Annotated in this window: 10 protein-coding genes and 1 pseudogene; 3 read left to right on the top strand and 8 right to left on the bottom strand. The window is 69.9% G+C overall.

Going from position 1 to position 11,772, the window contains the following annotated elements; all coding sequences use genetic code 11:
• A partial coding sequence (locus tag G555_RS0116410; protein WP_028709691.1) for an SdrD B-like domain-containing protein occupies window positions 1–3,594 on the bottom strand: 3,594 nt, incomplete at its 3' end.
• 450 nt (window positions 3,595–4,044) lie between these two features.
• Here G555_RS0116410 and G555_RS20790 point away from each other — a divergent pair.
• On the top strand, window positions 4,045–4,683 hold the full coding sequence (locus G555_RS20790) for a class F sortase (protein WP_051209514.1): 639 nt from the start codon (window positions 4,045–4,047) through the stop codon (window positions 4,681–4,683).
• A gap of 7 nt (window positions 4,684–4,690) precedes the next feature.
• Here G555_RS20790 and G555_RS23450 read toward each other — a convergent pair.
• From G555_RS23450 to G555_RS0116430, 4 genes and pseudogenes are all read right to left on the bottom strand, one after another.
• Window positions 4,691–4,870: pseudogene (locus tag G555_RS23450) on the bottom strand (hypothetical protein); the annotation flags it as partial.
• Between the two features lie 39 nt (window positions 4,871–4,909).
• The gene (locus G555_RS0116420) at window positions 4,910–5,422 is read right to left on the bottom strand and encodes an O-acetyl-ADP-ribose deacetylase (RefSeq protein WP_028709692.1); all 513 of its coding nucleotides are present in this window, start codon (window positions 5,420–5,422) and stop codon (window positions 4,910–4,912) included.
• Window positions 5,419–5,607 carry a hypothetical protein gene (locus G555_RS0116425; RefSeq protein ID WP_028709693.1) on the bottom strand — a complete coding sequence of 63 codons (189 nt, stop codon included), beginning with the start codon at window positions 5,605–5,607 and terminating at the stop codon, window positions 5,419–5,421. The genes G555_RS0116420 and G555_RS0116425 overlap by 4 nt, the downstream gene beginning before the upstream one ends.
• 275 nt (window positions 5,608–5,882) lie before the next feature.
• Window positions 5,883–7,895: an oxidoreductase gene (locus G555_RS0116430; RefSeq protein ID WP_028709694.1), complete on the bottom strand. Its 2,013-nt coding sequence runs from the start codon at window positions 7,893–7,895 to the stop codon at window positions 5,883–5,885.
• 381 nt (window positions 7,896–8,276) lie between these two features.
• Here G555_RS0116430 and G555_RS0116435 point away from each other — a divergent pair, with 381 nt between their 5' ends.
• Window positions 8,277–8,705: an acyl-CoA thioesterase gene (locus tag G555_RS0116435; RefSeq protein ID WP_028709695.1), complete on the top strand. Its 429-nt coding sequence runs from the start codon at window positions 8,277–8,279 to the stop codon at window positions 8,703–8,705.
• A gap of 21 nt (window positions 8,706–8,726) precedes the next feature.
• Here G555_RS0116435 and G555_RS0116440 read toward each other — a convergent pair whose 3' ends face one another.
• Window positions 8,727–9,383: a hypothetical protein gene (locus G555_RS0116440; RefSeq protein ID WP_028709696.1), complete on the bottom strand. Its 657-nt coding sequence runs from the start codon at window positions 9,381–9,383 to the stop codon at window positions 8,727–8,729.
• 606 nt (window positions 9,384–9,989) lie between these two features.
• On the opposite strand from G555_RS0116440, the gene G555_RS0116445 reads away from it, so the two are divergent.
• On the top strand, window positions 9,990–10,454 hold the full coding sequence (locus G555_RS0116445; protein ID WP_156887634.1) for a hypothetical protein: 465 nt from the start codon (window positions 9,990–9,992) through the stop codon (window positions 10,452–10,454).
• A gap of 107 nt (window positions 10,455–10,561) precedes the next feature.
• Here G555_RS0116445 and G555_RS22465 read toward each other — a convergent pair whose 3' ends face one another.
• Together G555_RS22465 and G555_RS0116455 are read right to left on the bottom strand one after the other, a co-directional pair.
• Window positions 10,562–10,942, bottom strand: a complete 381-nt coding sequence (locus G555_RS22465; RefSeq protein WP_211223301.1) for a hypothetical protein — start codon at window positions 10,940–10,942, stop codon at window positions 10,562–10,564.
• Window positions 10,943–11,346: 404 nt separating this feature from the next.
• A partial coding sequence (locus G555_RS0116455) for a hypothetical protein (RefSeq protein WP_028709699.1) occupies window positions 11,347–11,772 on the bottom strand: 426 nt, incomplete at its 5' end.

The raw sequence follows: 11,772 nt of genomic DNA on the forward strand, positions 1-11,772 counted from the left end.
CGCGGTCGACGTCGTCCCATCGCCCAACGCGGAGTAGCCGTATCCCCAGGCGTAGACCTTGCCGTCCGCCGTCGACGCATACCCGCCGTTGTAAGTGAACCGGTTGACAACCTGGACCACCGGGGCGGGAAAGTTGCCGGCCTGCGCCGTCACGTTGTAGACGCTGTCGGACAGGGTGTCGGTGAAGGTGCCGTCGGTGATCGGGGTGTTGCCGTGGTTGGTGATGGTGACCACGTACTGCACCTCGCAGGTGGTCGCGGTGCAGGAGACGCCCTGGACGCGCTTGTCGACGTCGGCCAGCGGGTTCGGCTTGAAGAAGCCGTAGTCCACCTGGGTCACCGCCCCGCCGACCGGCAGGCCGAGCTGGGTCGAGGTCAGGCCCGCCAGCGCGAAGGTGCGGTCGCGGTAGGAGTAGGTTTCCTCGACCGCCTGCGAGGGGTTGTAGTGGGTGGCGTAGTTCGCCAGTTCGGCTCCCGGGGTGACGATGCGGGTCACGTAGTTGCCGGAGTGCAGGTCGGTGAACTCGTAGAAGCCGGGGGTGTTGCCGCCGCAGGTGTCGCCGGTGACGCAGGTCGCGACCGGGGTGGCGGCCACGGTGCCGTCCTCGGCGACCGCGAACAGCCCGACCGTGACCCCGTTGATGCCCGGCTCGCCCGCGGTGAGGATGCTGTCGTCGTTCTCGTCCCACCAGACGGTGCCCGAGATGGTGCCGGCGACGATCTCGACCTGGGCCGGCCAGGCGGGGGTGTTGCCGTTGACCGGCTGCCCGCCCGGGGTGTTCTCCACGATCGCCGAGGGCCACAGCACGTAGACGTCGTCGGGGGCGTTGCCCGAGGGCTGCACGTCGATGTGGACGGTGGCGGCGGCGTAGCCGTTGGGCTGGTCGATCCGCACGCCGGTCGCGCCCGCCAGCGGCGGGTTGCCGTTCTGGCCGGCCTGGTCCACCGGGTACCACGGGCAGGAGTCGGAGAGCGGGTCGGCGACCGGCGGGTTGGCGCAGGTCGTGTACCACAGCGTCACGCCCGCGGTGGAGTCCTCCTTGTCGAGGGAGATCGACGAGACCTGGTAGGTGCCGCCGAACGACGAACCGTGCGCGTCGGGGTACAGGTCAGGGTTCTGCACGGTCGACCAGTAGGCGTCGCCGTCGTTGTTGCGCGGCAGGGCGATCACCATCGACGAGGCGGGCGGTTCGCCGAGGGTGGCCGCGGTCTCCACCACCCAGCTCAGCTTCTCGTCCACGTCCTGCCGCCCGGGATCGGAGGACACCACCGCGCCGACGGCGTTGGAGGAGGTCTCCCTGTAGGAGGCCTCGTCCGCCACGGGGGCCGGGTCGCCGTTCTCGTCGACCACCGCGTTCAGACCCACCCCCGTCACGGTCAGGATGGCGTTGTCCTCGCGCACCCCGGTCGAACCCCGGGAGCCGTGCACCGAGTAGGTGATCTCCGGCAGGGTCGCGGTCTGGGTCGTGTCATTGAAGACGTCGGCCATCACGGGCGACTTCTTCGGGGTGAACACCAGCACGGTCGGGGTGGCGTCCGGGTCTCCGCACAGCGGCCCGCCCGGCACGCTCGGCGTGCCCGGCTCCACCGTCATCGTCCACTGGCCGCTCAGGTTCACCGGCCCCGAGACGCACCGGTCCAGCACCACCCGCACCTGCGGGGTGAAGCCCTGGGAGGGGGCCGGCGGGTTCACCACCTGTGGGGTCACCTTGAAGGTCACGGTGTCGCCGGCCACCGCCGTCGGGTCGCCGGCGTCGAAGCCCGGGCGATCCTTGCCGTCCGGATCCTGCACGTTGGTCACCACGTGGCTGATCGCGGCCTGCGGATCGGTGGGCCACACGATCTGCACGGCACCCTCGACGCTGCCGTCCTCGCCGGTGCCGAGCCGGCCGTGCAGCAGGTCACGGGCGACCGGGCCGTCGGTGCCCTGGACCAGGCCGGTCTTCACCAGCGCCGGGACGGTCAGCGAGTACCAGCCCGCGCCGTCGGCGTCGGCCACCGGCAGCGCGCCCTCGGCGAACACCACCCGCACCGCGCGGGCGTTCGCCGGCGGGTTCGCGCCGGTCACCCAGCCCGCGTTCGAGGCCGCCGACGCCGAGGCGTCGGTGACACTGGACGACCACTGCTGGGTGTAGCCGGCCGGGCTGACCGGGTTGCCGTCCGGGTCGGTCACGGTGATCGGCAGCGACGGGTCGACCCTCTGCAGGGAGGGATCCCACACGTCGGCCACAGCGATCCGCTGCGGGGTCTCGATTTCGGCGGTGTTCACCTGAAGCACCTGCGTGAACTGGCTGCCCTGGGCCAGCTTCGCCGGGTTGTCGCTGTACGAGTGGCCCGTGGAGGCGGCCTCGTCCCAGGCCATGTTGCCCGGCTCGAACAGGCCCTCGCCCGAGGTGCGCGGCACGGTGACCTGCTTGGTGAAGATCACGCCCTGCGTCGGCAGCGGCCGGTTCACCTCGACCGCCGAGTAGTCGTCGTTGGGGAAGGGGCAGCCCGCCAGGGAGCCCAGGCTGGCGTCCTTGGTGGTCTCGCCCTGGCCCTGGCCGTCGCCCGGCTGCCAGCCTGTGCCGTTGTTCAGCAGACCGCCCGGGGCGGCGAACGAGTCGGAGGCCACCACCATGCTGATGCCGTACTGCCGGGTGGAGCCCTCCTCCTGAGCCGCCCAGCCACTCGGCAGCGAGTAGCCCAGAGTGCCGGTGCCGGTGCCGGTGAGCGTCAGCTTGCCGCTCGAGGCGGTGACGGTCTTGCCACCGAAGGTCCACACCGTGTTCGCCGGGAACGCCGACACGTCCACCACGGCCTGCCACTCACCCGCCGTCGAGGCACCCTTGACCGGGGAGTAGCCTTCCCGGCCCAGCGGGTAGACCGCCAGTGTGAAGCTGCCCGAGGTCGTGCCGTAGTCGACGACGTTGCTCTTGCACTGGCCCGGCTTCGACCCCTGCGGCAGCAGCATCAGGTCGGCCGCGGGGGCTGACACCACGGTCACCGCCGGGCTGGTCGCCGAGGTGTACGCGCTCTTGCCCTGCACCCCCACGGACACCGTGACCGACTGGTTCGGCTCGGCCACCCCACCGGTGTCGAGAGCGGTGAACACCGCCCGCTGCGAGAACGCGCCCTGCGCGCCCTGCGCGATGTCGAGCACGCAGGTGCCGTTCTGCACCCGCGCCGTCACACCGGGGCCCGAGGCGCAGAAGGCCGCCAGGTCGAGGTCGCCGAACTGCAGGAACTCCGTGGCCTGGAAGTCGAGCACCACGGTGCGCTTCAGACCCGCCTGGATGGCGAAGGTCACGGTGTAGCCCACCGTGTCGTTGCTGGAGACCACGCCGTCGTGGTCATTGTCGTCGCCCGGGCTGAAACCGTTGGCGGTGTTGACGAAGGTGGCCGTGCCGTTGCCAAAGCCGGTGCCGTCGTAGGCCTTCGTGACCGAGACCGTGACATAGGGGTTCGGCCCCGGCGCTGCGGCGGCGGTCCTCGGCGTGACCACGCCCAGCATCGCGAACACCAGCGAGAGCGCGGCGCCCAGCGCGGCACACCGCCTCATCAGCACGCCTTGCCGTCGCTGACCGGTCTGCCAGCCACCACGATGAACGGTCATTCCACTCCTGCCATCTCGTTGGGCCTCGACCGGTTACCGATCCGGCGATTGCCCTTGCCAGCACAAACCGCTCAGAACCGAAAGCATCCATCCCCTCCCCGGCTCCTACGTAGGCATGCCCCGCTCAGGCGCCATCTGCCTGCGCACCTTTACGTAGGGCGTGCGCACCGTTACGCAGGGCGTGCGCACCTTCACGTAGACCGACAGGCTGCGAGAAGGTGCCGGGGGCCGCGACACAGGAGAGGGCCGAGGGAGTCGAGGCGCGCCACGGTCGTGCGGCGCCCGGGGAGCCGATCCGGCTACGTAACACCTGCCCCGCAAGCCGAAGAGCCGCGTCCGACACTCCGTAGGTCACAGCCTGACAGGCGGTGAGCGACCCGGAGCGCCACGTAGCCCGTGCACGATCCGCCTACGGTAGGCGGCACGCGTGAGCTTGACGAAAGGCGGGCGATGACACAGCGACCCGGCGTACGCGCCCTCCTGCTCACACTGTGCCTGCTTCTGGTCGGAGCCGGCGGCTTCGGCCTGTACAACTCGCTGCAGCCGCCGGATGGTGCGCGCGACCTCGACGGCAACACCGTCGTGCTTGACGATCAGCCGACAGCCGCAGATCTCGAACAGATCGACGCGGTCGACGACGTCGGCATGCGAGTCGTCGTCCCCGCCGTCGGTATGGATGTGCCGCTCGGCGAGATGAACGAGGTCGACGGGCAGATCCGACCGCCCGGCTTCACCTCGGCCTACCTGATTCGCAACCGGGGCGCCAGCCTGGCCGACGCCGCCGAGGGCACGATCTACGTCGCCACCCACTCCATCCACGGAGGCAAGGCGCCGGGCAACTTCCTGATCGACGTGGACGATGCCCGGGCGACAGTGGAGCCCGGTGACGACATCTACATCGGCAACCTCCATTACCGGGTGGACTCCTGGCGCGCCGTCCCCAAGTCCGATCTTCCCGACCAGGAGGATCTCTGGAACGACGACCCCGGGCGCTTGGTGCTTCTCACCTGCCTGCAGCGGCCCCAGGGGAGGGCCCGGCAGAACGTCGTGATCGCCGCCTCCCTGGCGGAGGATCCCTCCGCCCCCTGAGACCACCGACGAAGTCCTCACGGCAGACCCCGTGGACGACCCCGCACCGGTGGCACCAGTCGTCAGGCTCCACCACCCGACAAGCGATGGCCGCCCGTTGCAGTTCGACTCGTTGGCCGACAGCGACCAGGCCCCAGCTACAGAACCGACAACGCAGCGAACGAAAGAAGATCCGGCAACCTGCCAGAGTGAGAAGAAGGCGAAGGACAGGCCTCCGGCCTGGGTGTCAGGCCGTCGTCGCGCCGAGCGCCCGGTCGAAGGCGGCGTACGCGGCGTCGCCGAACAGCCAGAAGCGGGCCTCGACGACCTCGGGATGATCACCCAGCGCCCGCTGGACGGTGGTGACGGCGATGCGGGCGGCCTCGGCCAGCGGGTATCCGTAGACACCGGCGGACACGGCCGGGAAGGCGACGTGCGCACAGCCGTTCTCCGCCGCGACCTCGATGCTGCGGCGATAGCAGGAGGCGAGCAGTTCCGGCTCCCCGTGACGGCCGTCGCGGTACACCGGACCGACGGTGTGGATGACGTGCGCGGCGGGCAGCCGGTAGCCGCCGGTGACCTTGGCGTCCCCCGTTGCGCACCCGTGCAGCGTGCGGCACTCGGCCAGCAGCTCCGGACCGGCGGCCCGGTGGATGGCGCCGTCGACCCCACCCCCGCCCAACAGCGAGGTGTTGGCGGCGTTCACGATCGCATCGGCGGCGGCATCGGTCGTGATGTCACCCCTGTGCAGCGTGATCATGCGTGGAGCGTAGCCGCCCGAGGACGCGGCTCGACGGCCCGAGGCGGGTTCGGCCGGCCGTGCCCCCGACGGGATTCGGCCGCATCCTCCACGAGGTCGAGCGCTGTCGGGCCGATCGCCATGAGCAGCACGAGCACCATGCCCGCGACGAGGACGAGAGCGGTGAGAACGGTGACGATGGTCATGTCCCCATGCTCCGCCGGGCATCGCGCGCGGACATCGGCGCCCGCTCCTCCACCGCTGCGTCCGCGGTGCCGCGTGCCCCGTTCGCTCCCGGCCTGCGGAGGGATCGGGGACGACGACCGGTACCCTCCGGGCCGGACACGGACCGTTACCGCCGACCGGGCGCAGGGTCGGACGTCCATCGCGCGGAGGCGGGACGCGCCGGGCAAGGCGAGGGCACCGCACGCCGACCCCGTCGTCCGCCTGCGGTGCCCCCTGGATCCTCGCCGCCGCGCCCTCAGAGCTGATAGGCGACCTCGAAGGCGTCCCAGACGGCGTAGAGGATGTTGGCGGTACGCCGCGCGTCCCCCAACAGGTGGCGCGGTTTCGGGGAGTCGGCGAGCGCCTTCCACAGCTCCTGGTCGGGCCGGTAGCCGATGGCGGTCACGACCGTGTCGCAGGCGACGAGCCGCTGCTGCCCGCCGGCCTCCACCAGCAGTCCCTCGTCGGTGACGCGGACCGCGTGACCGTTGCGGATCACATCGATGCCGCGGTACGGGACCAGCGTGTGGAGCATCTCGTGGTTGGCATGGCAGAGCGGGCCGGACACCTGCAGGATGTCGGGCATCGCCTCGATGACGGTGACATCGCGGCCCTTGTCGCGCAGCGAGATGCCCAACTCGCAGCCGGTGAGCCCGCCGCCGACGATGGCGACCCGCTGCCCGAGCGCGGCAGGGTCCATGAGGGCGTCGACGGCCTCGACGACCGGCACGCCCGCACCCAGGGCGAGGGAATGCGGGGTCGAGCCGGTGCACACGAGAATGTGATCGGCATCGGTGTCCGCCACCATCTCGGGCGTCACCTCGGTGTTGAGATGGACCTCGACGCCGAGTTCCCGCAGGGTGGCGTCGTAGTACGCCAGCAGGGCGAGGTCGTCCTCCTTGAAGGACGGCTGCCCCCCGGCGACGACGACGCCGCCGACATGATCCGACCTCTCGTACACGACCGGTTCGTGGTCGCGCTCGGCGAGCACCCGGGCGGCTTCCAGCCCCGCGAGTCCGGCCCCGATGATCATCACCTTCTTGCGGCGGCGCGACGATGCCGGGTGGAGGACGATGTCGGCCTCGCGGCACGCCTGCGGGTTCACCGCACAGCGCAGTGACGTGTAGGCCGCGATCCGGCCGATGCACCCCTCCTGGCACGAGATGCAGGGACGGATGAGCTCCGTCCGGCCGGCCGCGATCTTGTTGACGATCTCGGGATCGGCAAGGGCGGGACGTCCGAGGCTCACGAGATCGGCCGTGCCGTCGCCCACGATCGACGCGGCGAGGTCGGGGTCGTCCAGGCGTCCCGCGACGATGAGCGGGACCTCGGGGACGGCGTCCTTCACCTGACGCGCGTACGGGACGTAGAGCCCCTTGGCCTGGTACATCGGCGGATGGCTCCAGTACCAGGAGTCGTACGAGCCGACGTCCACGTCGAGAGCCTCGTACCCGTAGCTGTGCAACAGCCGGGCCGCGGCGATGCCCTCATCGATGTCCCGGCCGCGCTCGACGAAGTCCTCGCCCGGCATGGCGCCCTCGTTCCAGTCCTTGATCATGGACTTGGGCGAGAAGCGGAGCTGGACGGGATAGTCGTCGCCCGCGGACTGGTGGATGGCCTCGACGCATTCGCGGGTGAAGCGCAGCCGGTTCTCCAGGCTGCCGCCGTACTCGTCGGTGCGGCGGTTGAAGAACTCGATCGCGAACTGGTCCAGGAGATACCCCTCGTGCACGGCGTGCACCTGGATGCCGTCGAACCCGGCCTTCTTGGCGACGGCGCCGGCGACGCGGAAGTTGTCGACGACCGCACGGATCTCCGCGTGAGTGAGCTCGCGGCAGGTGAGGGACGGATCCCACTTGTAGGGGATCTCCGATGCCGACGCCGGGCGGTCCCCCGGCCGCAGGACGCTCGGCACGATGACGCGGCCGAATCCGGCGCCGACCTGCAGGACGATCTTGGCGTCGAACGCGTGGACACGCTCGGTGAGCTCGCGGGACGTCCGGATGAAGTTGCCCGGTGACTGGACCGGGTTGGGCAGCATGCCCGTCGGGACGTTGTCGGCCGGGTTGGTCACCTGGCAGACGCCGGTGATGATCAGCCCGATTCCGCCCCTGGCCCGTGTCGTGTAGTACTCGATGCCACGCTGGTTCCAGCCGCCTTCGGCGGTGGCCAGCCCAAGAGGCCCCATGGGGGCCATGGCGTAGCGGTTCTTGACGTGGATCGAACCGATCGTCGTCGGTTGGAAGAGGACGGCGTGGTGTGGCTTCATCAGGTTTCCTCCGTCTCGGACGAAGCGACCCGGGATCAGGGATCACGCAACTCGGGGCGGGCCGGCCGGACCCACGCCGGGGCAGCCCGGCACGGGGTCTTCCCGCTCCCGCTCGGCGAAGGCCATCGAATGCCGCGTGATTGCCATGCGATACCCCAGGGAAACGGCTTGCCGGAACGCGCCCATGCGTTCACCGCTTCTTCGATGACTTTACCTCCGGCGACCCGCCGCAGTGGCCGAACCAATAGTTCCAGGAAAGCCGAGACATCGGGCATCGCGAACCTCGGGAGCGCAGTCGGATTCCCGGACCGGGGAGAACGCGTCGCCGGGCCCGCCGTCCTCCGGCGTACCATCGGACGACACCGAACGGGAGAGGTCTGGATGGAAGAGACGCTGGAGACCAAACGCGAGCCCCAGGGCGTGCAGGTTCTGCGAACCCTGGCGATGCCGCGCGACGCGAACCCGCGCGGGGACATCTTCGGCGGTTGGCTGCTCTCGCAGATGGACATCGCGGCAGGTCTCATGGCCTCGGAAGTCTCCCAGGGCAGGGCGGTCACCGTGTCGGTCGACGACGTCGTGTTCCATCAGCCTGTGGCGGTCGGCGACACGATCTGCGTCCATGCCCACCTGCTCAAGGTCGGCCGGACGTCCATGGACATCCACCTCGAGGTGTGGGCACGCGGCCTGGTCTGTGCCTACGAGGCCGAGCGCGAACTCGTCGCCGAGGGCATGTTCCGCTACGTCGCCACCGACGAGGAGGGCAGGCCACGCCCTTTCGCCGACAATCCGGCCTATTTCACCCGCGCGTGAGCCGTGTGGAGAATCCCGGACTCAGGCGTCCACGAAGGACAGGTTCTGGAACCAGTCGTCGGTGACGGTGGTCTTCTGCTCCTCTGTGGCGTCGTCGGCGAATCCGGCCATGATCGCGATCCCGCCGGTGTCCGTCTCGAAGTACAGGCCGACGACGGAGCGCACCTCGCTGCCCGAGCCGGCGTAGAACTCGAACGAGCGCGCCGGGTAGGAGTAGGTCGCGCTCGCCGCGCTGTCGCTCGCGATGTGCCAACTCGCCGATTGGACGTCCGTCAGGGCCTCGGTCACCTGTTGTTCGACGTCGGCGTCGGAGTTCGTCGTCTTCGTCGACGCCTGGAAGATCCCCACGACGACAGCGTCGTCGTACGCGGAGCCCTCGAACCAGCGCAGCCCGTCGTCGGTGTAGCCACCGCCCGTCTGATCGACCGCGGCGCCGGCCGGGAGATCGATCCACACCCCGGTGCCCTGATCCTCGGTCGATCCCCCCGTCGTGGGAGTGGCCCCGGCGGAGGTCGCGACCGTCGTCGCCGGGGTGGTCGGGACGCTGGGCGACGACGACGTCTGCGCGCAGCCCGCCATCGCCACGACGAGCGCGGCGGCGCACCCGATCAGCCTGAGGGGCCCGCCCGCTCGTCCTTCGCGAGGGCCATGCGTGTGGACGTGAGTTTCGCGCTTCATGGCCGAAAGCTAACAGTGGACACGAGTACCTGTGGATGCGGTGGCCTCGGCCAGCCGATGTGTTCGCTGCTCACCTGCGCAAACATCGGCGCGATGCCGGCAGAGGCCGCGCGGAATCTCGCATGAAGCCGGCCCCAAAACGTGATTCCACAAGCGTCGACACGCTCGTTGCCAGCGACGTACGACGCATCGTCCCATTGAGCGGATAGGTGTTTTCGCGACGCGACAGTCATGACTGGGTGCGGTAGTTTTGCGCGTTTTCGAATCCTGTCCCTGCAGGATGGCGAACAACGGACGGCCTGGACCCGCCCTGCCGGGAGAAAACCGGCCGCGTCATTTCGGGCCTCGAGCACGCGGGCCTACGTCGTCACGGTGTCGCTCCACGTAGCCATGACCCTGTTCGCGGCGGGCTTCGGGCCGCGATCAGCCGACGGCGGCAGGACCCCGCCGACGGCCCCGACATCGGCGGCTCGTCCCGACCCGGGCGTCTCCTCCGGCCGCGATGGGGGCAGACCCCGCCTGTCCCCCGAAGACTCCTCTCACCGTCTCATCGGACGGTGGCCTCCGGACAGGATGAGCGCAGGGACTCAGGTGAGGAGCAGGGCGATGGACAGTGGACGGGCACGGGAGCTGACGGCGCGAAGGCGTACGGGCCGTCCGCCGACGAAGGTGGTGCTGCTGGTCATCGCGATCGTGAACGTCCTCGGATGCCTGGTCGGCGCCTGGGGCCTGGCCGCGGGCGGTCCGGCGATGTTCGGCACGGATCTGCTCGCCGGGACCGCCTTCGCGGGCCAGTACGGGCTGGCGGCCTTCCTGCTGGGCGGGGTTGTCGGCGGTACCCAGGCGGTTGCTGCCGTCCTCGAACTGCGGCACAACCGCTGGTCGGTGCTCGCGCACGCCGTCGCCGGTGCCGCGATGGTCGTCTGGATCTACGGAGAGGTCTCGGTCGTGGGCGGCGGCGCCTTCCTGCAACACCTGTATTTCGCGGTCGGGCTGCTGCAACTCGGCCTCGTCCTTGTGACCCTCGGAATCCTCACGCCGGCCCGCCCCATGGGCTCACCTGAGGCGTGACCGACTCGATCGACCGTCCGGGGCGGCCTCGGGCCATGTCGTCCGGATTCGGGGCACGCCACTCCGCGATCGTTGTCCGCGCCACCATCAGCCCGTAGGCCGCACCGTCATCGGTACTGTTCGACGATCGCCTGCAGTTCGCCGATCACGATCGTGGCCCGCGCCGACCGCGTCACCATCACCACCCCCGACTCCCCGGCCGCCGACCACTCCACCGCCCACGACGTCACCGCCGTCACCACATACGGACGCCCCACCGGCGACGCCACCTCATACGCATACCCACACGGCGTATCCCCCACCGCCGCCACCGACCGACTCCACACCCGCTGCACACCACACGACACCGTCGACCCGTCCCCCATCGCGAACGACGTCACCCCCGGCACCGCCCGCAACGACACCGACACCCCCGACCGGGCCACCCGCGACGACACCACCGACCGGCCCTCCGTCCACAACCAGATCCGATACCCCACCGGAATCATCCCCCACTCATTCGCCCCCGGATCCGGCCCGAACCGCACAACCGGAACCGGCAACTCCACCCCCGCCACAACCTCGGTCACCACCGCCGCCACCGACCCACCAGACACCGGAGACTCCACCAGACACATCACCGCACCCGGCGTCCCACACCCCGACGACCTCCCGCCCATCTGCTCCGACCGACCCGACGACCCACCCCGCTGCGACGACCCACCACCGCCACTGGCGTCCCCGCCACTCCCCGACTCCACCCGCGCCGTCACCCGCACCCCCGACGACGTCCGATCCACATCGGCCATCAGCCCTCCGTCGCCCCACTCATCCGTTGGATCCGCCTGCGCCACAGCAGGGAGCATCACGGCAAGTAGAACAGCCGCGGCTAGTGCTACCGGGATCCTGAGCCTCAGCATGACTCGACCCAATCGTTCTTCGACGTGAACCCCTTCAGGGCGCCGTCGACGTCCTTGAAGAAGACATAGTTGATCCCCGCCGACCCGTGTTTGACCGTGCCGTCCCGGCTCCGTGCCCCCGACCCCGTCCCGTCCGTGCACACCGCGATCGCGACCAGACTGCCGTCGACGGTCTCCTCATGCGGCCGGATCCACACCAGATGCGCCGGCTCCCCGACCAACACCTCGCCCGACCGGTACCAGTACCTGTACAGCTCCCGGAGCATCTCCGCCAGCTTCCCCGTCACATGCCGCGCCAGTTCGGGAGGCAGCTCCTCGGCCCCGCCCTGCCGCGCCAGCTTGTCCATCTCCGCCTGCATCCTGAGATAGACCGCCTCCGCCTCCGCGAACAACTCCCCCGCATCACGCGACACCGACGA

Origin of the sequence: Propionicicella superfundia DSM 22317, from assembly GCF_000423465.1 — a bacterium.
Lineage (GTDB): Bacteria > Actinomycetota > Actinomycetes > Propionibacteriales > Propionibacteriaceae > Propionicicella > Propionicicella superfundia.

What these genes read in the sequence shown, in the direction of transcription:
- G555_RS0116440 (WP_028709696.1), bottom strand. Translation starts at nt 9,383, where the DNA reads ATGAAGCGCGAAACTCACGTCCACACGCATGGCCCTCGCGAAGGACGA.
- G555_RS0116420 (WP_028709692.1), bottom strand. Translation starts at nt 5,422, where the DNA reads ATGATCACGCTGCACAGGGGTGACATCACGACCGATGCCGCCGCCGAT.
- G555_RS0116425 (WP_028709693.1), bottom strand. Translation starts at nt 5,607, where the DNA reads ATGACCATCGTCACCGTTCTCACCGCTCTCGTCCTCGTCGCGGGCATG.
- G555_RS0116445 (WP_156887634.1), top strand. Translation starts at nt 9,990, where the DNA reads ATGGACAGTGGACGGGCACGGGAGCTGACGGCGCGAAGGCGTACGGGC.
- G555_RS20790 (WP_051209514.1), top strand. Translation starts at nt 4,045, where the DNA reads ATGACACAGCGACCCGGCGTACGCGCCCTCCTGCTCACACTGTGCCTG.
- G555_RS0116430 (WP_028709694.1), bottom strand. Translation starts at nt 7,895, where the DNA reads ATGAAGCCACACCACGCCGTCCTCTTCCAACCGACGACGATCGGTTCG.
- G555_RS0116435 (WP_028709695.1), top strand. Translation starts at nt 8,277, where the DNA reads ATGGAAGAGACGCTGGAGACCAAACGCGAGCCCCAGGGCGTGCAGGTT.
- G555_RS22465 (WP_211223301.1), bottom strand. Translation starts at nt 10,942, where the DNA reads ATGATTCCGGTGGGGTATCGGATCTGGTTGTGGACGGAGGGCCGGTCG.